Annotated in this window: 27 protein-coding genes; 12 read left to right on the top strand and 15 right to left on the bottom strand. The window is 64.8% G+C overall.

Annotated elements, in window-relative coordinates; genetic code table 11:
* Positions 1 to 22: 22 nt before the first annotated feature.
* The 5 genes from CW360_RS13920 (at position 23) to CW360_RS13905 (ending at position 6,320) form a co-directional block, all read left to right on the top strand.
* Positions 23 to 2,719: a diguanylate cyclase domain-containing protein gene (locus tag CW360_RS13920; protein WP_101194107.1), complete on the top strand. Its 2,697-nt coding sequence runs from the start codon at positions 23 to 25 to the stop codon at positions 2,717 to 2,719.
* A gap of 192 nt (positions 2,720 to 2,911) precedes the next feature.
* A complete protein-coding gene (locus tag CW360_RS13915) occupies positions 2,912 to 4,207 on the top strand; it encodes an NCS2 family permease (RefSeq protein ID WP_093984332.1) in 1,296 nt (431 codons plus the stop codon).
* A gap of 95 nt (positions 4,208 to 4,302) precedes the next feature.
* Positions 4,303 to 4,449 carry a hypothetical protein gene (locus tag CW360_RS16925; protein ID WP_165765279.1) on the top strand — a complete coding sequence of 49 codons (147 nt, stop codon included), beginning with the start codon at positions 4,303 to 4,305 and terminating at the stop codon, positions 4,447 to 4,449.
* 80 nt (positions 4,450 to 4,529) lie between these two features.
* Positions 4,530 to 5,687, top strand: a complete 1,158-nt coding sequence (locus CW360_RS13910; RefSeq protein WP_101194106.1) for an MFS transporter — start codon at positions 4,530 to 4,532, stop codon at positions 5,685 to 5,687.
* A gap of 63 nt (positions 5,688 to 5,750) precedes the next feature.
* A complete protein-coding gene (locus CW360_RS13905) occupies positions 5,751 to 6,320 on the top strand; it encodes a COG3904 family protein (RefSeq protein WP_101194105.1) in 570 nt (189 codons plus the stop codon).
* Positions 6,321 to 6,322: 2 nt separating this feature from the next.
* On the opposite strand, the gene lipA is transcribed toward CW360_RS13905, so the two are convergent.
* From lipA to CW360_RS13845, 12 genes are all read right to left on the bottom strand, one after another.
* Positions 6,323 to 7,297 carry a lipoyl synthase gene (gene lipA, locus CW360_RS13900; protein WP_101194104.1) on the bottom strand — a complete coding sequence of 325 codons (975 nt, stop codon included), beginning with the start codon at positions 7,295 to 7,297 and terminating at the stop codon, positions 6,323 to 6,325.
* Entirely contained in the window at positions 7,294 to 7,962 is a 669-nt protein-coding gene (gene lipB, locus CW360_RS13895) for a lipoyl(octanoyl) transferase LipB (RefSeq protein ID WP_093984336.1), read from the bottom strand. Before lipB ends, lipA begins: the two co-directional genes overlap by 4 nt.
* Positions 7,962 to 8,240, bottom strand: coding sequence for a DUF493 domain-containing protein (locus CW360_RS13890; RefSeq protein ID WP_093984337.1), 279 nt, complete (start codon positions 8,238 to 8,240; stop codon positions 7,962 to 7,964). The genes lipB and CW360_RS13890 overlap by 1 nt, the downstream gene beginning before the upstream one ends.
* Positions 8,241 to 8,367: 127 nt before the next feature.
* Positions 8,368 to 9,528: a D-alanyl-D-alanine carboxypeptidase family protein gene (locus CW360_RS13885; protein ID WP_101194103.1), complete on the bottom strand. Its 1,161-nt coding sequence runs from the start codon at positions 9,526 to 9,528 to the stop codon at positions 8,368 to 8,370.
* Between the two features lie 70 nt (positions 9,529 to 9,598).
* Positions 9,599 to 10,615, bottom strand: a complete 1,017-nt coding sequence (locus tag CW360_RS13880) for a septal ring lytic transglycosylase RlpA family protein (protein ID WP_093984339.1) — start codon at positions 10,613 to 10,615, stop codon at positions 9,599 to 9,601.
* Positions 10,612 to 11,616 (bottom strand): lytic murein transglycosylase B, encoded by a 1,005-nt coding sequence (gene mltB / locus CW360_RS13875; RefSeq protein ID WP_101194191.1) that lies wholly within the window; start codon positions 11,614 to 11,616, stop codon positions 10,612 to 10,614. The genes CW360_RS13880 and mltB overlap by 4 nt, the downstream gene beginning before the upstream one ends.
* 13 nt (positions 11,617 to 11,629) lie before the next feature.
* Positions 11,630 to 12,775 carry a rod shape-determining protein RodA gene (rodA, locus tag CW360_RS13870; RefSeq protein WP_093984411.1) on the bottom strand — a complete coding sequence of 382 codons (1,146 nt, stop codon included), beginning with the start codon at positions 12,773 to 12,775 and terminating at the stop codon, positions 11,630 to 11,632.
* A 2-nt stretch (positions 12,776 to 12,777) separates the two neighbouring features.
* Entirely contained in the window at positions 12,778 to 14,667 is a 1,890-nt protein-coding gene (mrdA, locus tag CW360_RS13865) for a penicillin-binding protein 2 (RefSeq protein WP_101194102.1), read from the bottom strand.
* Between the two features lie 6 nt (positions 14,668 to 14,673).
* Positions 14,674 to 15,141, bottom strand: coding sequence for a 23S rRNA (pseudouridine(1915)-N(3))-methyltransferase RlmH (rlmH, locus tag CW360_RS13860; RefSeq protein ID WP_101194101.1), 468 nt, complete (start codon positions 15,139 to 15,141; stop codon positions 14,674 to 14,676).
* A gap of 7 nt (positions 15,142 to 15,148) precedes the next feature.
* Entirely contained in the window at positions 15,149 to 15,499 is a 351-nt protein-coding gene (rsfS, locus tag CW360_RS13855; RefSeq protein WP_101194100.1) for a ribosome silencing factor, read from the bottom strand.
* A 12-nt stretch (positions 15,500 to 15,511) separates the two neighbouring features.
* Positions 15,512 to 16,156 carry a nicotinate-nucleotide adenylyltransferase gene (gene nadD, locus CW360_RS13850; RefSeq protein WP_101194099.1) on the bottom strand — a complete coding sequence of 215 codons (645 nt, stop codon included), beginning with the start codon at positions 16,154 to 16,156 and terminating at the stop codon, positions 15,512 to 15,514.
* Positions 16,156 to 17,421, bottom strand: a complete 1,266-nt coding sequence (locus tag CW360_RS13845) for a glutamate-5-semialdehyde dehydrogenase (protein WP_101194190.1) — start codon at positions 17,419 to 17,421, stop codon at positions 16,156 to 16,158. The genes nadD and CW360_RS13845 overlap by 1 nt, the downstream gene beginning before the upstream one ends.
* Positions 17,422 to 17,552: 131 nt before the next feature.
* On the opposite strand from CW360_RS13845, the gene CW360_RS13840 reads away from it, so the two are divergent.
* Entirely contained in the window at positions 17,553 to 18,242 is a 690-nt protein-coding gene (locus CW360_RS13840) for a DNA-3-methyladenine glycosylase (RefSeq protein WP_101194098.1), read from the top strand.
* Positions 18,239 to 19,555: a bifunctional DedA family/phosphatase PAP2 family protein gene (locus CW360_RS13835; protein WP_101194097.1), complete on the top strand. Its 1,317-nt coding sequence runs from the start codon at positions 18,239 to 18,241 to the stop codon at positions 19,553 to 19,555. Before CW360_RS13840 ends, CW360_RS13835 begins: the two co-directional genes overlap by 4 nt.
* Position 19,556: 1 nt before the next feature.
* Here CW360_RS13835 and CW360_RS13830 read toward each other — a convergent pair whose 3' ends face one another.
* Genes CW360_RS13830 through CW360_RS13820 form a run of 3 tightly spaced genes read right to left on the bottom strand, consistent with a single transcriptional unit; the run spans position 19,557 to position 21,227 of the window.
* Positions 19,557 to 20,141, bottom strand: coding sequence for an LON peptidase substrate-binding domain-containing protein (locus CW360_RS13830; protein WP_101194096.1), 585 nt, complete (start codon positions 20,139 to 20,141; stop codon positions 19,557 to 19,559).
* A gap of 17 nt (positions 20,142 to 20,158) precedes the next feature.
* Entirely contained in the window at positions 20,159 to 20,872 is a 714-nt protein-coding gene (locus tag CW360_RS13825) for an LrgB family protein (protein ID WP_101194095.1), read from the bottom strand.
* Positions 20,865 to 21,227 (bottom strand): CidA/LrgA family protein, encoded by a 363-nt coding sequence (locus CW360_RS13820; protein ID WP_093984348.1) that lies wholly within the window; start codon positions 21,225 to 21,227, stop codon positions 20,865 to 20,867. The genes CW360_RS13825 and CW360_RS13820 overlap by 8 nt, the downstream gene beginning before the upstream one ends.
* Positions 21,228 to 21,435: 208 nt before the next feature.
* Here CW360_RS13820 and CW360_RS13815 point away from each other — a divergent pair, with 208 nt between their 5' ends.
* From CW360_RS13815 to CW360_RS13795, 5 genes are all read left to right on the top strand, one after another.
* Positions 21,436 to 21,891, top strand: coding sequence for a MaoC family dehydratase (locus CW360_RS13815; RefSeq protein ID WP_101194094.1), 456 nt, complete (start codon positions 21,436 to 21,438; stop codon positions 21,889 to 21,891).
* 63 nt (positions 21,892 to 21,954) lie between these two features.
* On the top strand, positions 21,955 to 22,167 hold the full coding sequence (locus tag CW360_RS13810; RefSeq protein ID WP_093984350.1) for an NINE protein: 213 nt from the start codon (positions 21,955 to 21,957) through the stop codon (positions 22,165 to 22,167).
* 103 nt (positions 22,168 to 22,270) lie between these two features.
* Positions 22,271 to 22,912, top strand: a complete 642-nt coding sequence (locus tag CW360_RS13805) for a Rossmann-fold NAD(P)-binding domain-containing protein (RefSeq protein WP_101194093.1) — start codon at positions 22,271 to 22,273, stop codon at positions 22,910 to 22,912.
* A 58-nt stretch (positions 22,913 to 22,970) separates the two neighbouring features.
* A complete protein-coding gene (locus tag CW360_RS13800) occupies positions 22,971 to 23,252 on the top strand; it encodes a DUF5629 family protein (protein ID WP_245874724.1) in 282 nt (93 codons plus the stop codon).
* A 59-nt stretch (positions 23,253 to 23,311) separates the two neighbouring features.
* Entirely contained in the window at positions 23,312 to 25,903 is a 2,592-nt protein-coding gene (locus CW360_RS13795) for an EAL domain-containing protein (protein ID WP_101194091.1), read from the top strand.
* The last annotated feature ends 2 nt before the right edge of the window (positions 25,904 to 25,905 follow it).

The following is a 25,905-nucleotide window of genomic DNA, read 5'->3' as shown; positions in this document are numbered from 1 at the left end:
GCCACCTGCCACCGAGTCCTCCATGCGCCCCGGCTCACCGAGCGATACGCCCATTCCCTGGCAACGCTACCTGCAAGCTCTGCTGGTCTTTCTGCTGGCCAGCCTGGCCAGCCTGAGCCTGCTTTATCTGCATCAGCAACAGCGCCAGGCAGAAACCGACCAGGCCCTGCGCCAGCAACTGCGTCAGGCCGTGCAACGTTTCGAAGAGGAAGTGCAACAGGCACAGAGTGGCAATGCCGAGCTGCGGCGCCTGCTGGCACGCGGCGCCGAACAGGCCGAACTGGAGCAACTGGCGGCCCAGTTGCTGACCCGCCACCCGCCTATCGTCAGTATCAGCACCACGCGCAAGCTGCGCGTCAATTTCATCTACCCGCTACAAGGCAACGAGGCGCTGCTCGGCCTGGACTACAGTGTCAATCCCGAGCAAATGAGCGGCGTTGAACGCGCCATCGCCCAACGCGATACGGTACTGGTCGGACCGATACGCCTGGTGCAGAGCCTTAACCTGGGCATCGTCAACCGCACACCGGTATTTGCCGACGAGGGCAACGGCGAACTGCTCGGCCTGGTATCCATCGCGCTCAGTCTGCAGGACACCCTGCAGCGCGCCGGCCTGCTCGATCTGCCCGCCGGGGTACGCCTGGCCCTGCGTGGCGTGGATGGCCAGGGTGAACACGGCCAGATCTTCCACGGCGAGGCCAGTCTGTTTCGCCAGGCTCGCCTGCTACTCAACATACACCTGCCCGGTGGGCAGTGGCAGCTGGCTGCCGACTGGCCACAGCAAGGCCTGACCGACAGCCGCGAGAGCCGTCTGTTACTGGCCTGCGGCCAGTTGCTGGCCCTGGTGGTCGCCCTGCTGTGGTTTCATCGCCGCCGACCACGCAGTCGCACCGTATTCAGCTCGCGCCCCTTGCCGCTGCGCCAACTGTTGCTCGGCGCCCTGTTGCTGACCCTACTGCCAATCATCGCCATCGGCGGCTGGCTGGCCTACGAACATGCGCAACGTGCAGCCGAGCAGATCTCCCGGCAACTGGCGGATACCATCAGCGAACGCACCCAGGACCAGCTGCAGCGTTTCTTTGAGGCCCCACGCAGCGTACTGGCCCTGAATGTCGAGCAAGCCAGCGTGGACCTGCTCGATACACAGCAGCCGGATGCCCTGCTGCAACGCCTGCTCCTGCAACTGCGCCAGCACCCGCTGCTGACCTTTGTCTCGGCCGGCCTCGCCGACGGCCAGTACTATGCCGGCAGTCGTCCACCGATGGGCCCGGACCGCGGGCTGCGCATGCTGCATGCGCGACCGGCCGAGCAGATGCAGATGCAGATCCACCGGGTCGATGCGGCCAACCGCAAAGGCAGCCTGGTTTCTACCGGCGCGCACTTCGACGCCCGCCAGCGCCCCTGGTTCAAGGCGGCCCGTCACAACGGCAGCATGGCCTGGTATGAGGTATATGCCTATGCCATCCATGATCAGGAGCAGGCCTATGCCACCCTGGGTATCGGTATGTCCGCACCGCTGCACGACAGCCAGGGGCGCTTTCTCGGTGTGGCCACCGCGGATATCGCCCTGCCGCAACTCAGCGGGTTTCTCGCCGAACTGAGCGAGGGCACCCAGGCCCTGGTATTTCTTCTGGAAAACGACGACCAGTTGCTGGCCACTTCCAGCACCGACGCCCTGTACCGACGCCAGGGCGAACAGGTCGAGCGCCTGACCAGCCAGACCAGCGATAACCCACTGATTCGTGCCGCCGGCCAGGCCCTGCGCGACAGTGGGGACAGCGAAGGCAGCCTGCACCTGCAGATCGACGGCCAGACCTACCACCTCGACTGGCGTCCCTATGTACTGGCCAAGGGGCCCCGCCTGACCCAGGTCGTGCTGCTGCCGGACAGCCAGTTCGCCAGTGCCATGCAGGCCCTGCTACACAACACCCTGTACCTGGGCCTGGCGGTTCTGGCCCTCGGCCTGCTGATCGCCCTGTTTGTCAGCGACTGGGTCGCCCGTCCGCTGGTTGCCCTCAACCACTGGGCGGCGCAACTCGCCGCCGGACAGTGGCAGGCCAGCCCACCACAGCGCAGCCCGGTGCGCGAGGTCAGCGACCTGGCACGCTCGCTGGACCAGATGGCCAGGCAGTTGCAGCAGAACACCGAGCAACTGGAGCAGCGTGTGGCGCAACGCACCGCCGAACTGCAGCAGGCCAACCTGCAACTCGCCGAGCTGTCACGCACCGACGCACTGACTGGCCTGGGTAACCGCCGCCACTTCGATGAAATCCTCGCCGACGAATGGGCGCGGGCCGCACGCAGTGGCCAGCTGCTGGCCTTGCTGATGCTGGATGTCGACCACTTCAAGCTGTACAACGACCACCTCGGTCACCAGGCCGGCGACCAGTGCCTGAAGACCATCGCCAGCGTGCTGCAATCCTGCGCACGGCGTGCCGGCGATCACGTGGCCCGCTATGGCGGTGAGGAGTTCGCGGTGATTGCCGCCGATTGCGACCTGGCCCGCGCCCGCCAGCTGGGCGAGACCATCCTCAGCGTACTGGCCACCTTGGGCCTGCCCCACCCGCATAGCCCACTGGGCCGGGTCAGCCTGAGCATCGGCGTGGCGGTACGTGCAGCAAGCAACCAGGACAGCGCCGGCGAACTGATCGAGCAGGCCGACGCAGCGCTGTACCGAGCCAAGCAAAACGGTCGCAACCGGGTAGAGCCCGACGCGTAGCGTCTCGCCGGCGCACACAAACTGGCTGCACGGTCAGATTCTCGGCCTGCCAGCAAGCTGCTATGATGCCGCCGCTTTTGCCCGGGACGGCGCATGGCGCGGCCTGCAGGGCCATACGCGAGGTCGCTCAGAGCGGTCACGCGTTGCCGAATCAGTCATTTCACGGCGCCCTGGCGCCAGCGGGGAATCCACATGCTGGAAAAACTCTTCCAACTGCAGGCTCACAACACCACGGTGCGCACCGAGCTGCTGGCCGGCCTGACCACCTTCCTGACCATGGCCTACATCCTCTTCGTCAACCCCAGCCTGCTCAGCGAAGCCGGCATGGATCGCGGCGCGGTATTCGTAGCCACCTGCCTGGCGGCCGCAATCGGCTCGGCCATCATGGGCCTGGTTGCCAACTATCCGATCGCCCTGGCGCCCGGCATGGGCCTCAACGCCTTCTTCACCTACACCGTGGTACTGACCATGGGCTACACCTGGCAAGTCGCGCTGGGCGCGGTGTTCCTCTCCGGGGCGATCTTTTTCGCCCTGTCGATCTTCAAGATCCGCGAGTGGATCATCAACAGCATCCCGCTACCACTGCGCTCGGGTATTGCTGCCGGTATCGGCCTGTTCCTGGCGATAATTGCCCTGAAAAATGCCGGCATCGTGGTCGATCATCCGGCCACTCTGGTAACCCTCGGCGACCTCAGCAGCGGCGGCGCCCTGCTCGCCTGCCTGGGCTTCTTCGTCATCGCCGGGCTGTATTACCGCCAGGTCACCGGGGCCGTGATGATTGGCATCCTGCTGGTCACCGTACTGTCCATCGTGCTCGGTCTGTCCAAGCTTGATGGCGTGGTGTCCATGCCGCCCAGCCTGATGCCCACCCTGATGCAACTGGATATCGCCGGTGCTCTGGATATCGGCCTGATCAGCGTGATTTTTGCCTTCCTGTTCGTCGACCTGTTCGACACCTCGGGCACCCTGGTCGGCGTGGCACAAAAAGCCGATCTGCTCGACAAGGACGGCAAGATGCCGCGAGTCGGTCGTGCACTGCTTGCCGACAGTACCGCAACCATGGCCGGCGCTGCGCTGGGTACCAGTACGACCACCAGCTATATCGAATCGGCGGCCGGCATCAGCGCCGGCGGGCGTACCGGCCTGACGGCACTGACCGTGGCGGCGCTGTTCTTGCTCAGCCTGTTCTTCGCCCCGCTGGCCGGCGCCGTACCGGCTTTTGCTACCGCACCGGCGCTGTTGTTCGTCGCCGTGCTGATGACCAGCAGCCTGGCGCGCATCGACTGGGACGACCTGTCGGTTGCCGCCCCGGTGGTGGTCGCCGCGCTGGCCATGCCGCTGACCTTCTCGATCGCCAACGGCATCGCCTTCGGCTTCATCGCCTGGACCGCCATCAAGCTGCTGGCCGGCCAGTGGCGCCAGCTGAACCCGGCGCTGTGGATCCTCTCTGCACTGTTCGTGGTCAAGCTCGCCTACTTCAGCGCCTAACGCGCTTCGCCTTGCCGGCACTGCCGGCAAGGCTTGGCCTGACCTGCGCAACCGGCTACACTCGCCGCCCGCTGAACAACCCTGCGTCTTTCGTCATGTCGCTGCTCTGCTCACTGTCCTTCTACGTGGTCCTGGCCCTGCAAGCCATGGCCAGCCGTGAGTGGCCACGCGACGCCCTGCTGCGTCGTCGTCGCAGCGTACTGTTCGCCTTCACCTTCTCGCCTCCCGCCGGCTACGCCTGAGCCGCGCCGGCGCCGCTGCCGGCCCTACCTTGCCTGTCTGTCGCAAGCCCGGCTGTCCGCATCCGGGTGGGAGTCTTTTGATGCGTAACTATCTGTTGGCCCTGCTGATCTTCGCCGTTTCGGTGGTCGGTCTGAGCATGGGCGCCACCCTGCCCCTGGTTTCCCTGCGTCTGCACGAGGACGGCGCCAGTCCCTGGCTGATCGGCCTGTTCAGTGCGCTGCCCGCCGCCGGGATGATCATCGCCGCGCTGCTGATCAATCCATTGCAGCGCCGCTTGAACGGCCGACACCTGTACCTGGGCAGCTTTGCCGTGGCCCTGCTGTGCTGCGCCGCCCTGGAATGGCCACAGCCCTCGGCCTGGTTGCTCGGCCTGGCGCGCCTGGGCCTGGGCCTGGCCATGGGCATCCTGGTCATTCTCGGCGAGTCGTGGGTCAACGAACTGTGCAGCGAGGCGCGCCGCGGTCAGGTGGTAGCGCTGTATGCCGCCTGCTTCACCGGTTTCCAGTTGGTCGGCCCGGCGATGATCGGTCTGTTCGGCGCCGCCAGCCCCTGGCTGATCGGCCTGGTCAGTCTGGCCAATCTGCTCGCGCTGCTACTGGTCTATGCCTATCTGCCGGCCGGCTGGGGGCAGGTTGCCGCACACGCTACGCGCAGTTTCTCCCTGATGGGCTTCTTCCGAGTAGCCCCGGCGCTGTGCATGGGTGTGCTGTTCTTCGCCTTCTTCGATAGCGTGGTGCTGTCGCTGTTCCCGGTTTATGCCAGCGGCCATGGCTATGCGGTGGCCGCGGCGGCCTTCATGGCCACGCTGATCCTGCTCGGCGACATGCTCTGCCAGGTGCCGCTGGGTTGGCTGTCGGATCGCCTGGACCGCCGCCGCCTGCACCTGACCTGCGGGACGCTGGTCCTGCTGCTGGGCATGGCACTGCCCTGGCTTATGCAACACCCCTGGCTGCTCTGGCCAAGCCTGGCACTGCTCGGCGCGGTAGCCGGCGGCGTATACACCCTGGCCCTGGTCCTGATTGGCCAGGACTTCCGGGGCCAGGACCTGGTTACCGCCAACGCCTGTGTCGGCCTGCTGTGGGGCGTGGGTAGTCTCAGTGGGCCGCTGCTCAGTGGCGCGCTGATGGGCCTGGCCAGCCACGGCCTGCCCCTGGCACTGAGCCTGGCCGCCGGTCTGTTCGTGGTGACCGCGCTGGGCAGCGCGCATCGTCTGCGTCACAGCCTGCCGGCCAGCTAGTCGCTCACCCGCGCAACACGTAACATGCCGGAGCCACTGCCGCGCCGAGGAGGCCCATCCGTCATGTTGCGTATTCCCACCCTTGTTCTGTTTGTCCTGAGCAGCCTTGGCCTGTCGCCTGCACTGGCCCAGGTCGAAGTGCTGCCGGTGGATCACCAGCGCCTGGGACGAGTCTTGGTGGCCAAGGTTTCCGCCGACATCGCGCCAGGCGACTACGAAACCCTGCTCAAGGGGCTGCGCGACCACCCGGGGCACTACCAGCAGAAACTACTGCTGCTCGACAGCATTGGCGGCAGCGTGCCGGAAGCCCTGCGCATGGGCCGCCTGCTGCGCGAAACCGGTTTTGTTGCGCTGGTAGCGTCCAACGCGGTGTGCCAGGGCAGCTGTGTCTACCTGCTGGCTGCCGGGCAGTCACGCACCATACGCGGTGCGGTAGGCCTGCATCGCCCCGCCTATCCGGGTGGCGACTCCAGCCTGGGCGCCGAGCAGGCCCGCCAGCAGCGCTACAACCCGCAGCACTACCTGCGCGAAATGGGCGTTTCCGCACAGCTGTTCCGCGACATGCAGGCCATCGCCCCGCACAGCCCGCGACTGCTCTCCGCACTGGAGCTCAGTCGCTACGGGCTGCACTGAGGCTACTTGCAGCCGCCGCCGTGCGCCTGCTGGTCGGCATGGTAGGAGGAGCGTACCAGCGGGCCGGAGGCCACATTCTTGAAGCCCATGCGTGCACCTTCCTCGGCAAACCAGGCAAAGGTGTCCGGATGCACGAAGCGCTGCACGGCCATGTGACTGCGTGACGGCTGTAGATACTGACCCAAGGTAAGCATGTCGATCTCGTGCTCGCGCATGCGCTGCATGACCTCCAGCACTTCCTCGTCGGTCTCGCCCAGGCCGAGCATCAACCCGGATTTGGTCGGTATCCCTGGCACGCGCTTCTTGAAGTTTTCCAGCAGGTCCAGCGACCACTCGAAGTCGGAGCCGGGACGCGCAGCACGGTACAGCCGCGGCACGGTCTCCAGGTTGTGGTTGAACACATCCGGCGGCTCGCTGGCGGTGATATCCAGAGCAATCTCCATGCGCCCACGGTAGTCCGGCACCAGGGTTTCCAGCTGGATGCTCGGCGACAGGCGGCGAATCTCGCGCAGGCAGTCGGCAAAATGCTGAGCCCCGCCATCACGCAGATCATCCCGGTCGACCGAGGTGATCACCACGTACTTCAGGCGCATGTCGGCAATCGCCTTGGCCAGGTTCCGCGGCTCGTCGGGGTCGAGCGGCTTGGGCCGGCCATGGCCGACATCGCAGAACGGGCAGCGCCTTGTACAGATATCGCCCATGATCATGAAGGTCGCGGTGCCACTGGAGAAGCACTCGCCCAGGTTCGGGCAGGAAGCTTCCTCGCAGACGCTGTGCAGCTTGTGCTGGCGCAGCGTGCTCTTGATCTGGTCGACTTCGGCCGACACCGGCACGCGCACGCGAATCCAGTCCGGCTTGCGCGGCAACTCGTCGGTGGGAATGATCTTCACCGGAATACGCGCGACCTTCTCGGCACCGCGCAGCTTGACGCCAGCTTCGACTTTGGCCGGCTTGCCGGCGGGGTTTTCACTACTCATAGGGATTCGATACCGCCCGCGAGGGTCTGCTGTACTGGGTAATCGAGGTGTGTGACGAGCTGTTCGCGCAATTGGCCACTGACCCTGGCGAAATCCACCGGGGCGTCGATCAGCTCGCGCAACTGAGTCATGGCCATGCCCGCATAGCCACAGGGGTTGATACGACTGAACGGCTGCAGATCCATGTCGAGGTTGAGTGCCAGGCCATGGAAAGAACAACCGCGGCGGATGCGCAGGCCCAGCGAGGCGATCTTCGCCGCGCCCACATACACCCCCGGCGCATCGGCACGTGGCGCGGCACTGACGCCATATTCGGCCAGCAAGGCGACCAGGCTCTGCTCGATACGGCTGACCAGCTCCCGTACGCCGAGACCCTTGCGGCGCACATCGAGCAGCAGGTAAGCCACCAGCTGCCCCGGACCGTGGTAGGTCACCTGACCACCGCGATCGACCTGCACCACCGGAATATCGCCAGGGAACAGCAGGTGTTCGGCCTTGCCGGCCTGGCCCTGGGTAAATACCGGCGGATGCTGCAACAGCCAGATTTCGTCAGGCGTCTCGGGGCCGCGCGCATCCGTGAAGCGCTGCATCGCCTGCCAGGTGGGAAGATAGGGCTGCAGCCCCAGATCGCGCACGCCCAACGGGGGCAGCGGCGCGCCGTCCATCACAACACCATGTGCACGCGCCCGGTGGCGCGCAGGTCGACATGGATGGCCTGCAACTGCTCGACACCCGTGGCGGTAATCAGCACCTGCACGGACAGGAAGCGACCATTGCGGCTATCGCGGATCACCAGGCTGCCGGCATCGAAATCCGGCGCATGGCGCTGCATCACCTCGATGATCAGCTCGGTGAAGCCCTCGCCCGCCTCGCCGATCACCTTGATCGGGTAGCGCTCGCAGGGGAACTCGATTTTCGGAGCTTGTACGTCGGTATCGTTCATGACTTCTGCAGGCTTGTGGCCTGTTGGCAAGGGGCTGTCGGGTAGACAGCAAATGGGGGCGTGCCTGGCCGATTGCAAGCAGGCCCGGGCAAGTTTGCCGGACGCCCCGCAGGGCGTCCATGCGACCTCAGTTGAACAGGTTGAAGAAGAACAGTCGTACGCTGTCCCACAGACGGCGGAAGAAACCACCCTGCTCAACTGCTTCCAGGGCCACCAGATCGCTACTGTGCACCAGTTGCTCGCCCAGCTTGACCTCAACCTTGCCAATCACCTGACCGGCTTCGATGGGAGCTTCCAGCTGCGGGTTGAGCAGCATGCCGGCCTGCAACTGGGCCATCTGGCCCTTGGGCAGGGTCAGGCTGAGGTCTTCGGCCAAGCCGGCCTTGACCTGGCGTGTCGTACCTTTCCAGACCGTCGCCTGGGCCAGCTCGGCGCCTTTCTGGAAGAAGGTCTTGGTTTCGAAGAAGCGGAAGCCGTAGGTCAGTAGTTTCTGAGTTTCCGCGGCACGCGCCTGCTCGCTGACCGTACCGAATACCGAAGTGATCATCCGTGCGTTGTCACGCACCGCTGACGCCACCAGGCAGAAGCCGGCCTCCTCGGTATGCCCGGTCTTCAGGCCATCGACCGTCTTGTCGCGCCACAGCAGCAGGTTGCGGTTGGGCTGCTTGATGTTGTTCCAGAAGAACTCCTTCTGCGAGTAGATCGCATAGTGCTCGGGGTCTTCGAGGATGATTGCCCGCGCCAGGATGGCCATGTCGTGCGCGCTGGAATAGTGGTTGGGGTCTGGCAGGCCCGTGGCATTGACGAAATGCGTGTTGTGCATGCCCAGGCGCTGCGCAGTGGCATTCATCATGTCAGCGAAGGCTTCCTCGCTGCCGGCAATGTACTCGGCGATCGCCACACTGGCATCGTTGCCGGACTGGATGATGATGCCGTGCAGCAGGTCGCTGACGCTGACCTGGCTGTTGACCTGGATGAACATGCGCGAGCCGCCGGTACGCCAGGCCTTTTCGCTGACAGTCACCATGTCCTGCTCGCCGATCTTGCCGTTACGGATTTCCAGGGTGGCGATGTAGGCGGTCATCAGCTTGGTCAGGCTGGCGGGCGGCAGGCGCTGGTCGCCATTGTTTTCCACCAGCACCTTGCCGCTGGCGGCATCCATCAGCACGTAGGACTTGGCCGCCAGCTGCGGCGCGGCCGGCAGTGCCGGGGCGCTGGCCTGGGCCAGGCCGGCAAGGCTCAGGGACAGGGTCAGCAGAAGGGATTTGCCAAGGGTCAGAATGTTCATCGTTCTCTCTAAGGGTCAGCGGGACAGCACCCCTGCCCAGGCCAAGGCCTGCACAAGGGCATGGAAAAACTCAATCGCCACGCACCAGGGTGGCCAGGCCGAAGTTGGCCAGGCTCAGGTCGTCACGCAGGCGTTCAGCCTCGCTCTGGCTGGACAAGGGCCCGAGCCGCACGCGGTGCAGTATCTGCTGGTTGCGCACCACCGAACTGATCAAGACCGGCGCACTCACGGCTGCGCTCAACTTGGCTTTGAGCAGCTCGGCAGCGTCGGGATTGGCGAAGGCTGCCAGTTGGAGATACAGGCCAGAGGCTGCGGGTAAAGCGTTTTTTTTTACGTCGACTTCCACCGGCAGCACGGCAGCCGCATGTTGCTGGGGCGGTGGCGTGTACTGCTCGACCGCCAGCGGGGCAGCCGCCTGCGGGGCGCTCTGCACCTGACTGGTGAGGGGTTGCGCAACCTGCTGCGGCTGGGCCAGGACCATGGGCACCGGACGCCCCTGCTGGGCCCACCACTGGTGCGGATCGATGCCTTCGACCTTGACCCGTGCCGTACCACTCTCGGCATAACCGAGCTTCTTGGCGGCGGCAAACGACAGGTCGATGATGCGGTCGGAATAGAACGGCCCGCGGTCATTGACGCGCAGGATCACCGTACGGCCATTCTCCAGGTTGGTCACCCGCACGTAGCTGGGCAACGGCAGGGTCTTGTGCGCTGCGGTCATGCCGTACAGGTCATAAGCCTCGCCATTGGCAGTGGCCTGCCCGTGAAACTTGGTGCCGTACCAGGAGGCAATACCCGTGGCGCGATAATTGCGCGCATCACTGATCGGGTAGTAGGTCTGCCCGAAAACCGTATAGGGATTGGCCTTGAACTTGCCGTAATGGGGCATGGGTACCGCATCGGGAATGCGCGATACATCAACGTCCCACCAGGGCGCACCATCCCGCGAAGGACGCTGGTAGTTACCGGGACCGGAGATCACCCCACCCTGGGCTACCGGCGCCACAGGCTGTGGGGTACGGCTGGTGGTGCAACTCGCCAGCAGCACGCTGAAAGCCAGCAGGCTCAGGCTCAGGCGACGGCTCATCGAATACCTCGGCGGGCAATTTCCTCAGACAGCTGATGCACCGCCAGGGCGTACATCAGGCTGCGGTTGTAGCGGGTGATGGTGAAGAAGTTGGGCAGGCCCATCCAGTACTCGACACCTTCGGCTCCATCCTGACGGAATGCCGTCACCGGCAGGTCATCACGCAGTACGTCCTGGCTACGCCAGCCCAAGGCGCGCAGCTTGCCGACCGTACTGGTCGCGTCCAGCCCAGGGCTCAGCGCATCGACGGCGGAGGCGTCGCGCAGTTCGGCACGACTGACCACCGGCTCACCGCTCTTCCAGCCGTGCGCCTTGAAGTAGCTGGCGACACTGCCAATGGCATCCACCGGATTGGTCCAGATATTGATATGCCCATCACCATCAAAATCCACCGCATAGGCACGGAAGCTGCCCGGCATGAACTGCGGCAAGCCCATGGCCCCGGCATAGGAGCCCTTGAGGCTGAGCGGGTCAACCTGCTCCTCACGGGTCAGCAGGAGAAACTCGCGCAACTGCTGGCAGAAGAACGGCGCACGCGGCGGATAGTCGAAACACAGTGTGGACAGTGCATCGAGCACCCGCCAGCTGCCGGTATTGCCACCGTAGAAGGTTTCCACACCAATGATCGCCACAATAACCTCGGCGGCCACGCCATATTCGCGCTCGGCACGCGCCAGCGCCTTGGCATGCTGACGGGCAAACGCCTGGCCCTTCTGAATGCGTGCTTCGGTAATGAAAATCGGCCGGTATTCGCTCCAGGGGCGGACCCGTTCGGCGGGGCGCGAAATGGCGTCGAGAATGGCCTGCTTGCGCTCTGCCTGGGCAAACAGCCGCTGCAATTGCTCGCCGGCAAAGCCATGTTCACGGGTCATCTGCTCGATGAATTGCTCGACGGCAGGTACACCACTGTAGTCAGCCGCCTGCGCAGCACTCTGCAGACCTAGGCCGACCAACAATGCCAGGGCGCCGCGACGCACCTGTAAAAGCCAATTTCCGTTCAAATTCTGCACTCTTTCAAACCTGGGCAATCCATTTGCGATGGGTATGGATCGCCATCAAAATCCCGAAACTGGACAGCAGCGTCACCAGCGAAGTTCCTCCCAGGCTGATGAAGGGCAAGGGCACCCCCACGACGGGCAACAGGCCACTGACCATGCCGATGTTGACAAACACATAGACGAAAAAGGTCAGGGTCAGGCTGCCCGCCAGCAACTTGCCAAACAGCGTCTGCGCCTGGGCGGTGATCATAAGGCCACGAGCAATCAATAGCAGGTACAGCAACAACAAAATAGCGATACCGACCATGCCGAACTCTTCGCCAAGCACGGCAATGATAAAGTCCGTGTGGCTTTCCGGCAAAAAATCCAGATGCGACTGGGTGCCCTGCAACCAGCCCTTGCCCCACACGCCCCCCGAGCCAATGGCGGCCTTGGACTGAATAATGTTCCAGCCAGCCCCCAAGGGATCGTTCTCCGGGTCGAGAAAGGTCAGCACCCGGCGCTTCTGATAGTCGTGCATGTAGAAGGTCCACAGCGCGACAGCCAGCGGCACGGCGGCGGCCAACGCACCCAGCATCCAGCGCCAGCGCAGCCCTCCGACAAACAGCACGAACACGCCAGCGGCCAGGATCAGCAACGAAGTTCCCAGATCAGGTTGCTTGGCAATCAGCACCACCGGCATGCCGATCAGCACCAGGCTGATGGCGATATGTTTGAGGCGCGGCGGCAGGTTGTGCCGCGCCAGATACCAGGCGATGGTCATCGGCATGATGATTTTCATCAGCTCGGAGGGCTGGAACCGCATCACCCCAGGAATATGAATCCAGCGGGTCGCGCCCATCGCCGTGTAGCCGAACAACTCCACCCAGACCAGCAACAACAAGCCACCCAGGTAGGCCAGCGGCACCCAGCGCGCCATGAAGCGCGGCTCGATCTGGGCAATCACCAGCATGGCCGCCAGGCCGATGGCAAAAGAGCTGGCCTGTTTATAGAGCAGCTCCCAGTTCTTGCCACTCGCCGAATAGAGGATGAACAAGCCGGCACAGGCCAGAGTGACCAGCAACAGCAACAGGATGCCGTCGATGTGCAGGCGCTGCAGCAGGCTGGCACGTCGCTTGAGCACATCCTCCTGGGAAATGGTTCGATCGAAGTTACCCGTCATATTCATGGCTTGCTCCCGGCGCCAGGCAGCGCAGCGGCATACTCGGCCTTAAGCTGGCCCTGCTCGTCGAGCAGCCAGGCATCCATCACCGCCTTGGCCACCGGCGCCGCCACACCCGACCCCGATTCGCCGTTCTCGACCATGACCGCCACGGCAATCTGCGGTGCTTCGGCCGGCGCGAAGGCAATAAACAGCGCATGGTCACGATGCCGTTCAGCCACCTTGTTGCGGTCATACTTCTCGCCCTGCTTGATCGCCACCACCTGCGCCGTGCCGCTCTTGCCGGCAATCCGATAGAGCGACGCCGCACCGACCTTGTTGGCGGTGCCGCGCGGACTGTGCAACACCGCCTCCATGCCCTGGCGAATCAGGTCCCAGGTACGTGGATCGCGGTAGACGATATCCGGCATCGGCTTGGCGTCGACCGGCGGCGTGCCATCCAGGCTGCGCGCCAGGTGCGGGCGAATCCACCGACCGCGGGTAGCCACCAGCGCCGTGGCCTGGGCCAACTGCAAGGGCGTGGCCTGCATATAGCCCTGGCCAATACCGAGGATCAGCGTTTCCCCCGGGTACCAGGCCTGGCGATAGCGGTTGCGCTTCCACTCGCGCGACGGCATCAATCCGCCGGTTTCCTCGTACATATCCAGCGCCACGCGCTGACCAAAACCGTAGGCACTCATGTACTGGTGCAGACGATCAATACCCAACCGGTTGGCCAGATCGTAGAAGTAGGTGTCGTTGGAGCGGGCAATGGCCAGTTCCATATCGACCCAGCCATCGCCATTGCGATTCCAGTTGCGGTACTTGTGACTATGGTTGGGCAGCTGGAAGAAGCCCGGATCGAAGACCCGCGAACTGCGGGTAATCACCCCGGCATCCAGCCCCGCCGCAGCGACCATTGGCTTGATCGTCGAACCCGGCGGGTAAAGGCCGCGCAACACACGGTTGTACAGCGGCCGGTCGATGGAGTCGCGCAACTCGGCATAAGCCTTGAAACCGATGCCGGTGACGAAGGGGTTGGGATCGAAGCTCGGCTGGCTGACCATCGCCAACACTTCGCCGCTGTCCGGCTGGATCGCCACGATGGCACCACGTCGACCGCCCAGCGCCTCTTCGGCAGCTTCCTGCAGGCGTACATCCAGGGTCAGGTGCAGATCAGCCCCCGGCTTGGGGTCGGTACGCTTGAGTACCCGCAGCACCCGGCCACGGGCATTGGTCTCAACCTCCTCGTAGCCCACCTGACCATGCAACTGATCTTCGTAGAATTTCTCCAGCCCCGTCTTGCCGATATGGTGGGTGCCGCTGTAATTGGTCGGATCGAGGTTTTTCAGCTCTTGTTCATTGATCCGCCCGACATACCCCACCGAATGGGCAAAATGCTCCTTGAGCGGGTAATGGCGGACCAGTTGCGCCGCCACGTCGACGCCGGGCAAACGAAACTGATTGACGGCGATCCGCGCGATCTGCTCTTCCGACAACTCGAACATGATCGGCACCGGCTCGAAAGGCCGGCGTCCCTGGCGAGTGCGCCGCTCGAACAAGGCACGCTCTTCCTCGCCCAATTCAAGCACCTCGACCACCTGATCCAGCACCTGCTGCCAGTCGCCGGCACGCTCGCGGGTCAGGGTCAGGCTGAAGCTGGGCCGGTTGTCCGCCAGGATCACCCCGTTGCGGTCGTAGATCAGCCCGCGAGTCGGCGGAATCGGCTGCACATGGATGCGGTTGTTTTCCGCCAGGGTCGAGTGATACTCGTATTGCACCACCTGCAGGTAATACATACGCGCCAGCAGCACGCTCATCATCAGCAGCACCACCGCGGCACTGACCAGCACCCGGCGTTTCACCAGGCGGGCATCGCGTTCGTGGTCCTTGAGGCGGATCGGCTGCGGCATCGGCGCTTACTTGTGGTAGGGGTGGCCGTTGAGTACGGTCCAGGCCCGGTAGATCTGCTCACCCAGCAGGATACGCACCAGCGGATGGGGTAGGGTCAGCGGCGACAGCGACCAGCGCTGCTCGCTGCGCGCACAGACCTCCGGCGCCAGCCCTTCCGGACCGCCGACCATGAGGTTGACGTTGCGCGCCTCGAGGCGCCAGCGCGCCAACTGCTCGGCCAACTGCTCGGTACTCCAGGGTCGCCCTTGGACTTCCAGAGTGACGATGCGTTCCCCCGGCTGCACCTTGGCCAGCATGGCCTCACCTTCCTGGCGGATCAGCCGGGCCACATCGGCATTCTTGCTGCGCGTGTGCAGGGGTATTTCCAGTAGTTCCAGAGGCAGCTCGGGCGGCAGGCGCTTGGCATATTCCTGCCAGCCGTCTTCCACCCAGCGCGGCATGCGCGAGCCCACGCAGATCAGCCTGATGCGCACGGCCGTGTTACTCTAGGTGTTGCGCGCGGCTCTGTTCGGCGCCCTGCCACAGACGCTCCAGGTCATAGAACTCGCGGGTAGCTTCCTGCATGACATGCACAACCACGTCACCCAGGTCGAGCAGCGCCCATTCGCCGCCATCCAGGCCTTCGTTGCCGACCGGCCGCACACCCTGTTCCTTAACCTTCTCCAGCACGTTCTCGGCAAGCGACTTGACGTGGCGCCCGGAGGTACCGCTGGCAATCACCATGAAATCGGTGATGCTGGTCTTACCGCGCACATCGATGGTCGTGATGTCCTTGGCCTTGAGATCTTCCAGGGCGGCGATCGCCAGCTGGAGCAGTTGTTCGTTTTGCATCGTTACCTCGGTTCAATGAGCAGCACGGTACAGTCCGTGCTGCTGGATATAGGCGAGTACGGCATCGGGCACCAGGTAGCGCACCGAGCGGTTCTCTGCCAGCAAATAGCGAATCTGCGTGGCCGACACCGCCAGCGGGGTCTGCCAGACACAGGCAATCTGTCCGGCCGGCCCTTGCAGTTGCCCAGGGTCGGCCACACTGCGCGCCGCCAGCAGGTCGCGCAGCACTTCGGGCGCGTCGCTGTCGGCATCCGGGCGCTGCAACACCAGGATGTGGCACAACTCCAGCAACTCCGTCCAGCGGTGCCAGCTCGGCAGGCCGCAGAAGGCATCCCAGCCCAACACCAGCAGCAGGCTGTCCTGCGCAGCCAGCTCACTGCGCAGCGAACACAGCGTGTCATAGGTATAGGACGGGGCCTGCCGAGACAGCTCGCGATCATCCACGCACAACGGCGGCAGGTCCTGCACGGCCAGGCGAACCATCGCCAGGCGCTGCTCGGCACTGGCTTGCGGTGCCTGGCGATGCGGTGGCCGTGCACTGGGCAGCAGGCGCAACTCCTGCAACTGCAGCAACTCGGCCACTTCCACGGCCGCCCGCAGGTGGCCGATATGGATGGGGTCGAAGGTGCCGCCGAGCAGGCCGATGCGACGGCTCATCAGCTGCGTACGTGGCCGTCGCCGAACACCACGTATTTCTCGCTGGTCAGGCCGTGCAGGCCGACCGGGCCGCGCGCATGCAGCTTGTCGGTGGAGATTCCGATTTCTGCGCCCAGGCCATATTCAAAGCCATCGGCAAAGCGTGTCGAGGCATTGACCATCACCGAACTGGAATCAACTTCGGCAAGGAAGCGCCGCGCATCACTGAAGTTCTCGGTGATGATCGCATCGGTGTGCTGCGAGCCGTAGTGATTGATGTGCTCGATGGCCGCTTCCAGCGAATCGACAATACGGATTGCCAGGATCGGCGCGTTGTATTCGGCAAACCAGTCATCCTCGCTGGCCGCCAGCACCGCACTGCCCAGCAGCTCGCGGGTCGCCGCACAGCCACGCAGCTCCACCCCCTTGGTCTGGTAGATCTCGCCCAGCGGCGGCAGTACGCGCGCAGCGATGGCGCGATGCACCAGCAGCGTTTCCATGGTATTGCACGGCGCATAGCGCTGAGTCTTGGCGTTGTCAGCCACGCGCACCGCCTTGTCCAGATCGGCAGCCTGGTCGATATAGACATGGCAGACGCCATCCAGATGCTTGATTACCGGTACGCGCGCCTCGCGGCTGATGCGTTCGATCAGGCTCTTGCCGCCACGCGGCACAATCACATCGACATACTCGGGCATGCTGATCAGCGCACCCACGGCCGCCCGATCGGTGGTTTCCACCACCTGCACCACGGCAGCCGGCAAGCCGGCAGCGGCGATACCCTGTTGCACACAGCGGGCAATCGCCTGATTGGAATGGATGGCCTCCGAGCCGCCGCGCAGAATGGTGGCATTGCCGGACTTGAGGCACAGGCTGGCCGCATCGATGGTCACGTTGGGACGCGACTCATAGATGATGCCGATCACCCCCAGCGCCACGCGCATCTTGCCGACCTGAATACCCGAGGGCATGTAGCGCATGTCGCGGATCTCGCCGATCGGGTCCGGCAGGGCGGCCACCTGGCGCAGGCCTTCGATCATGTCGTCGATGCGTGCCGGGGTCAGCGCCAGGCGATCCAGCATCGCCTCATCCAGCCCGTTTTTCCGGCCAGCCTGCAGATCCAGTTGATTGGCCTGCAACAGCGCTTCGCGCTCGGCATCCAGGGCCTCGGCGGCAGCCAGCAGGGCATGATTCTTCTGCGCGGTACTGGCCCGCGCCAGCTGACGCGAGGCCTCGCGGGCGGCACGTCCCAGGCGGGTCATGTAGTCGAGTACGGTCTCGGTCATCGGGTCGGTCTCGCTGGACGAACGTCGGAGAAAGCCGCTGAGTATACCCAGCGCGGCACCAGGCTGCACAGCAGCAAGCGCTGCCGCCAATCGGTATAATCCGCGCCTGCCGCCCCCTTCGGGACCCCTGCATGAGCTGTTCTTCTCGTATCGACCGCCCCCTGCCGGCCAGTTTCTTCCAACGTGACGCGCAGTGCCTGGCCCAGGCCTTGCTGGGCAAGGTGATCCGCCATTACCACAACGGCCTGTGGCTGAGCGCGCGGATCATCGAAACCGAAGCCTACTATCTGGCCGAGAAAGGCAGCCATGCCTCGCTGGGTTACACCGAGAAGCGCCGCGCGCTGTTCATGGACGGCGGATATATCTACATGTACTACGCACGCGGTGGCGATTCACTGAACTTCAGCGCCGCCGGCCCCGGCAATGCGGTACTGATCAAGTCTGCTTATCCCTGGCAGGACGTGCTGAGCGACGCCCAAGCCCTGACGCGCATGCAGCACAACAATCCTGACCGGCAAGGGCGAGCGCGGTCTGTCGAGCGCCTGTGTGCCGGACAGACCCTGCTCTGCCGCGCCCTCGGGCTCAAGGTCAGCGAGTGGAACGCCCAGCCCTTCGACACCCAGCGCCTGTTCGTCAGCGACCTGGGACTGCGCCCACGCGCCATCATCCAGACCCAGCGCCTGGGCATTCCCCCTGGCCGTGACGAGCACCTGCCCTACCGTTTCGTCGACGCCGACTATGCCGCCTGCTGCACGCGCAATCCCTTGCGCCGCGGCCAGCGTGCCGGGCATGACTATCAATGGCTGGAGACGCCGCCATGAGCGACTGGCTGAACGCAGCCCACGCACTGCTCGCCAGCCATCCGCAATGGCTGGCGCTGGCGATCTTTGCCATTGCCCTGCTGGAATGCCTGGCCATCGTCGGCATCCTCCTGCCAGGCGTGGTGCTGCTGTTTGGCGTGGCGACGCTGGCCGGCAGCGGTCATCTGTCGCTCGCCCAGACATTGCTCTGGGCCTGGGCGGGCGCGCTGTGTGGCGATCTGCTGTCCTACACCCTGGGGCGCAGCTGCCAGGCACGCCTCCAGCGCCTGCCCTGGCTGCGCGATCATCCGCAAGCGCTGCACAGCGCCGAGCAGTACATGCAGCGCTACGGCATGGCCAGCCTGCTGGTCGGCCGCTTCATCGGCCCGCTGCGCCCGCTGCTACCCATGACCGCCGGCATGCTGCGCCTGCCCGCCGGCCAGTTCCTGGCCATCAGCCTGCTGGCCTCGGCCGGCTGGGCCGTGGCCTACCTGCTGCCCGGCTGGGCCACCGGCGCTGCCTTGCGCCTGCCGTTGAGCAGCAGCTTCTGGCAACAGGCCGGCCTGCTCGCGTTGGGTCTACTGGGCTTGCTGCTGATCGCCGCCCAGGCCAGCCTGCGCGAACGGCGCCAGGCCAGCCTGCTCTGCGCACTGCTGGCCCTGGCCGGCCTGCTCGGCCTGCTCCTGGGTTGGCCATGGCTGGAGGATTTCGACCGCGGACTGATGCACCTGGTACAAAGCCTGCGCCAACCCTGGCTGGACAGCTGGATGGTCTGGCTAACCCGCCTGGGCGACCTGCGCAGCCAGTTGCTGGCCGGCCTGCTGCTGGTCGCACTGCTGACGGCGGCACGCCAGCGCCAGGCCGCGCTGTGGGCGGCCATCGTGCTGATTGGCTGCGCGCTGAGCAATGCCGGCCTGAAACTGTTACTGGCGCGCAGCCGCCCGGATGTACTGCAACAGGCTCTGGAAACTCACAGCATGCCCAGCGGCCATAGCGCCGCGGCCTTCGCCTTGTGCCTGGTGTTGGGGGTTCTGGCCGGACGCGGCCAGCCGGCCCGCCTGCGCCTGACCTGGCTGGCGATCGCCGCGCTACCCGCCACAGCCATCGCGCTGTCACGCCTGTACCTGGGCGTACACTGGCCCAGCGACATCCTCGCCGGCGCGCTGCTGGCCATGTTCTGCTGTGCCGGCGGGCTATACCTGATGCAACAGCAACAACGCCTGCCCGCCTTGCCGCGCCGCTTGTGGCTTGGCCTGCTGCCGTTGCTGCTGGTCGTACTGGCTGGCCTGGCCAGTTGGCAGCTGGACGCCGCCGTGCTGCGCTATCGCTACTGAATCAGCCCTGCAACTGTTCGAGCAGTTCGCGCAACTGCGTACAGCGCGCGCACGGATCGTCCTGGGCGAGCAGGCGCAGCTTTTCATCACGCTGCAGCGGCAGCAGGTAGGCCAGCTCCCAGGTCAGCGCCTGCAGCCCACGCGGGCGGCGCTCTGCCAGCAGATCAGCGACCTGCGGATGACAGGCTAGCGCTTCACGCAGCAGCAACAACTCCTCGTGCTCGGCCTGCAGCGCGACATCTGCCTGCTCGGCCAGCCAGTCGATGTCGCCCAGCAGCAATTGATCGGGCTGCGCCTGCCAGTCATGCAGACGAAAGCGCCGTGCGCCGCGTACCCTTACCCCCAGCAGGCCGTTGGGTAACTGCTGCCAGTCGCACACCTCGGCCTCGCAGCCCAGGGCCGACAGACGCCGGGCCGACGCGCCCACTTCACCCCCTTCCAGCAGCGCCACCACGCCAAAGCCACTGCCCTGGCGCAGGCAGCGACTGAGCATGTCCAGGTAACGCGGCTCGAACAGCTGCAGGTCGAGCAGACAGCCCGGAAACAGCACGGTCTGCAGAGGGAACAGCGGTAACGACTGAAGCATGCTGGCACCTCACCCAGTCAACGCAAGAAGAGTACCGCCAGCGGCAGGAGAATGGCCGTAGCCGCCCCCAGCACGCTCATCGCCAGCGCGGAAAACGCCCCGGTCTCCTCGCTTTCCTGCAGAGCCTGGGCAGTGCCTACCGCGTGCGCGGTAATGCCCAGCGCCATGCCCCGCGCAGCCGGATGGCGCACACCGATCCAGCTCAGCAGGGGCGGGCCGAAGATCGCCCCGAGCACCCCGGTGATCAGCACGAACACTGCCGCCAGCGCCGCCACGCCACCGATCTGCTCGGCCACCAGCATGGCGATGGGCGACGTCACCGACTTGGGTAGCAGCGTCATCAGCACCATGTCATCGGCACCGAACCACCACGCTAGCCCTACGCCTGCCAGGGTGGCGAACAGCCCGCCAATCACCAGGGTCAGCACAACCGGCCAGAATAACTGGCGAATCCGCCGCAGGTTGAGATACAGCGGCACCGCCAGGGCGACAGTGGCCGGGCCGAGAAACAGGCTGAGCAACTGGGTGCCATCGCGATAACGGGCAAAATCGATATCGCACAGCAGCAACACCGGAATCACCATGAGCATGGCCAGCAGCACCGGCTGCATGACCACCCAGCGCGTGCGTTCATACAGCGCCAGGGCCAGCTGGTAGGCTGCCAGGGTCAGCGCGAAACAGAACAGCGGATGATCAATCAATGCACGCAACGCCGCCTGGCCGTCAAACATCGTGCTTCTCCTGCTGCTGGCGCTCGATCAGGCGCTGCATCAGCCAGCCACAGAACAGCAGCGACAGCAGCAACGACACGACCAACGCCCCGACAATCGCCCAGGCATCAGCCCAGATCGCCGCCGCGTAGACCATCACCCCGACCGCGGGCGGCACCAGCAGCAACGGCAGGTAGCGCAACAGACTGTTGGCCGCCACGCTCAGCGGCTCGCCCACTTCGCGGCGCAGCATGAGAAAAACGAACAACAGCAGCATGCCCAGAATCGCTCCGGGCAACATCGGCAACAGCAGCGCGCTGAGCATGCTGCCCAGCAACTGAAACAGCACCAGTGTGGTCAGACCGCGCAACAGCATCGGCACCATCCTCCTCTTCGGGCAACCCGTTCAACCGGTCGCCACGCTCTAAAACGCCATTATAGGCCGTTCGGTCAGCTTCTCGCCTAGCGACCATGGCCGCACAAACAAATGCTTGACCTCAGCGCAGCGCACTGGCATTTGTTAGCGCAAAGGCGCAGTGACGCGCCAGACAAAAACAACAAACAGCACCACCCCAGGAGACGCTATGCCATACGTTACTCTCGAGGAACTGCTTGCCTGCGTGGGCAAGGACCTTGGATTCTCCGACTGGATTCAGATCGATCAGGAACGTGTCAACCAGTTCGCCGAGTGCACCGGTGACCATCAGTTCATCCACGTCGATCCGGAAAAGGCCAAACTTACCCCCTTCGGCTGCACCATCGCCCACGGCTTCCTCTCGCTGTCTTTGATCCCCAAGCTCATGGAAGGCCTGATGCCGCTGCCCAAGGGCCTGAAGATGGCCGTCAACTACGGCCTGGACAGCGTACGCTTCATTCAGCCAGTCAAGGTCGGCGCGCGTGTTCGCCTCGGCCTGAGCCTGCTCGACGCCCAGGAAAAAAATCCCGGCCAGTGGCTGCTCAAGGCCCGCACCGTGCTGGAGATCGAAGGCGAGGCCAAGCCGGCCTACGTCGCCGAACCGCTCACCCTGTGCTTCGTTTAAGCTAGCCTGTGCCGCGCTTCGGCGCGGCCATTTACCTTCTTGATATTCATCCAAGGACAGATGATGAGCGAAAAACGCATTCTGCCGGCCTTCCTGCTGTGCTTCTTCCTCGGCTGCTTCGGCGCCCACCGTTTCTACGTCGGCAAGATCGGCACCGGCATCCTGCAACTACTGACCCTCGGCGGCCTGGGTATCTGGGCACTGATCGACTGGATCATGATCATCATCGGCGCTTTCACCGACAAGCAGGGCCAAAAGCTCACCGAGTGGACCTGAATCCAACCGTTCTGGACGGGCAGCCCCAGGCGGGCGCCCTGCCATACCCACAGTCCCTTCGGACATGCCACACTGAGGGCATCGGACTGGCGGAGCCCCCTTCATGCAACCCACCCCCCAACGTATCCTGCTGGCCGGCGCCAGCGGGCTGTGCGGCAGCCACCTGCTGGATCGCCTGCTCAGCGAGCCAACGGTAACCCAGGTCGTCGCACCCAGCCGACGCGCGCTCGCCGAACACCCACGCCTGAGCAACCCGCAAGGTGAACTGCTCGACCTGCTGCCCCAGCTGCAAGGCCCTTTCGATAGCGCATTCTGCTGTCTGGGCAGCACACTGCACGATGCCGGCAACAGCCAGACCTTTCAGACACTGGAAAAAGCCCTGGTGCTGGGGTTTGCCGAACGCGCCCGTGCGCTGGGCGTTCGCCATTTGCTGGTGATCAGTGCGCTGGGCGCCAATGCCGGTTCACGCCTGCTCTACAACCGGGTCAAGGGCGAGGTGGAACAGGCGCTCAGCCAGCAGGGCTGGCCACAGCTGACCCTGGTACGCCCCTCGCTACTGATCGGCGAGCGCGCCCGCCCGCGCCTGGCCGAACGCCTGGCTGCGCCACTGCTGCGCTACCTGCCCGGCAACCTGCAAGCCATCGAGGCCAGCGTATTGGCCCGCGCGCTCTGGCGCCTGGCCCTGGAGCAGGGCGACGGCCTGCGCATCGTCGAGTCAGCGGAGTTGCGTCGCCTGGGGCGCTGAGCCGGCCACAGCGGTTACAATCGCGCCCCCTTTACACGGAGCCTGCCCGAGCATGCCCATGACCCTCTGTGAAGCCCTGCAAGGCGCCGACCTGCTGTTGATCGACGACCTGCACGCCTGGCAGTTCCACTACGCGCCAAGCGGCGAACCGGCCCTGCGCATTGACTGCCAGGATGGCAGCCAGGCACGCCACTGGCAGTTCAACCAGGCCGAACTGGCCGCGGCACAGTATGACCCTGGCGAGGATTGCTGGCGGCTTGGCAGCCATCGCCTGCAATGCCTGGGCGCATTCAGTGGCGACAATCTCGACAGCGCAGAAGGCAGCGACAGCAGCGCCTGAAACAGGCAAAACGCCAGCCAGCATCTACAGTTGAGACACCCACTGGAGAGTCTCGAGCCATGCTGCCGCGCCTGCTTCACGCCTGTCTTTGCTGCCTGCTGCTGGGCCTGCCTGCGCCGCTCCTGGCGCAACTCCAGCTGCGCGTGGGCAGCTATGACAACCCGCCCAAGGTCATCAGCAACGCCCAGCACCCCCTGGGCGGCATCTTCGGTGAGCTACTCGAGGAAATCGCCCAGGCCGAAGGCTGGCAACTGCACCGCGTGCCTTGTCAGTGGCAGGAATGCCTGCAGGCCTTGCAGGACGGACGCATCGACCTGATGCCGGATGTGGCCTGGAGTGAAGAACGCAGTCGCGTCATGGACTTCCATACCACCCCGGTGCTCTACAGCTGGTCGCAGCTGTATAGCCACAAGAGCCAGGCTGCGCAGTCACTACTCGACCTGCAAGGCGCACGCATCGCCGTACTGCAAGGCTCGGTGCAGCAGCATTATCTGGCCGAGCAACTGGCCGCCTTCGCCGTACAGGCTGAACTGGTGCCGGTAGCCAGCCTGCAGGAAGGCTTCAACCTGGCCCGCGATGGGCAGGTGGATGCCGCAGTGGCCAACTTCCAGTACGGCAACTACCAGGCACGTGACTATCAGCTGCACAGCACGCCGATCATGTTCATGCCGGCCCGCCTGTTCTATGCCAGCGCCAAGGGGCGCCAGGCCGGCGTGCTCAACGCTATCGAAGCCCGCCTGCGCCAGTGGCAGGCAATGGAGGACTCGCCGTACACACGCATCCTGCAACGCTGGACCGGCAGCACAGCGCAGCCGCTCATCCCGCCGCTGCTGTGGTGGCTGCTGGCCAGCCTCGCCGCACTGCTGCTGGTCAGCCTGGCGGCCAGTGCCTGGCTGCGCCAGCAGGTCAGGGAGAAGACCCGCCACCTACAGGCCAGCGAAGAGCGCCTGAACACCATTCTCGACACCGTCGAAGCCTGCATCTACATCAAGGATCGCCAGGGGCGCTACCAGTACGCCAACCGCAAGATCGCCGAACTCTACGGCATGGCGCAGGCGACGATCCTCGGCCTGGATGACAGCGCGTTCTTCGACAGCCATACCGTAGCCCAGCTGCGCGACAACGACCGCCGTGTTCTGCTCGATGGCCAGCGCATCGAGCTGGAAGAAAACCTCTGCATGCCTGGCGACAGCCGGGTGCATGTCTACCTGACGGTCAAGCTGCCCTTGCGCAATGCCCAGGGCGAGGTCATCGGTCTGTGTGGCATCTCCACCGATATCAGCGAGCACAAGCAGAACCAGGCGCAGATTCACCGCCTGGCGTTCTACGACTCGCTCACCGGGCTGCCCAACCGCCGCCTGCTGCAGGAACGACTGCAGCACGCCCTGGCCCAGCAACAGCGCAGCGGCCTGGAAGGCGCCCTGCTGTTCATCGATCTGGACCACTTCAAGAACATCAACGACACCCTCGGCCACGCGGTTGGCGATCAGCTGCTGATGCAGGTCGCCCAGCGCCTGAGTAGCTGTCTGCGCCAGGGCGATACCCTGGCACGCCTGGGCGGCGATGAGTTCGTGCTGATGCTGGAAAACCTGCCGCGCGAACGCAGTCGGGCCCTGGCGGAAATCGGCACGGTGGCCAACAAGCTGCTTGGCACCCTCAGTCAGCCTTACGAATTACTCGGCCAGCCACGCAGCAGCGGAGCAAGCATCGGCATCGCGCTGTTCTCGGATGCCGCCGGCAATCCGGAAGACCTGCTCAAGCGTGCCGACCTGGCGATGTATGAAGCCAAGTCCGGCGGGCGCAACACCCTGCGCTTTTTCAATCCGCACATGCAGGCCCAGCTGCTCGCCCGCACCCAGCTGGAAGCCGACATGCGCCGCGGCCTGGCCGCGGGCGAGTTCATCCTGCACTACCAGGCGCAGGTCGATGTGCAAGGTCGGGTGGTCGGCGCCGAAGCCCTGGCGCGCTGGCAGCACCCGCAGCAGGGGCTGGTAGCTCCCGGCGCCTTCATCCCGCTGGCGGAAAGCACCGGGCTGATCCGCCCACTGGGCCGCTATCTACTGCAACAGGCCTGCCAACGCCTGGCCAGCTGGCAGGCACGCCCGGAACTGGCGCACCTGCGCCTGGCGGTCAACGTAAGCATGCCGCAACTGCACCATGAGGCGTTTGTCGAGGAAGTGCTCGACTGCCTGCAGCACAGCGGCGCACATGCCGCCGGCCTGGAACTGGAGCTGACGGAAAGCCTGTTGGCGGAGGACACCGAGCGACTGATCGAGCGCATGCAACGCCTGCGTCAGCATGGCGTTGCCTTTACCCTGGATGACTTTGGCACCGGCTTTTCCTCGCTCAGCTACCTCAAGCGCCTGCCGCTGGCGCGCCTGAAGATCGACCGCAGTTTCATCCACGACCTGCTCGACGACCCCAATGATGCCGCCATCGTGCGCACCATCCTCGCCCTGGGCCGTAGCCTGGACCTGCAGGTGGTCGCCGAAGGCGTGGAAAGCTGTGCCCAGCACCAGGCATTGGTCGAGGCCGGCTGCACGCTGTTCCAGGGCTACCTGTTTGCCCGCCCCGACCAGCCGGAGCGTCTGGAACAGGCGCTGATGGCCCAGGCCCTGGCCCAGTTCAAGCCCGCCGAGCGCGGTGAGTAACC

It is taken from the genome of Pseudomonas fluvialis, assembly GCF_002835605.1.
In the GTDB taxonomy this organism is placed as follows: domain Bacteria; phylum Pseudomonadota; class Gammaproteobacteria; order Pseudomonadales; family Pseudomonadaceae; genus Aquipseudomonas; species Aquipseudomonas fluvialis.
This window is presented reverse-complemented; position numbering and strand designations above follow the sequence as displayed.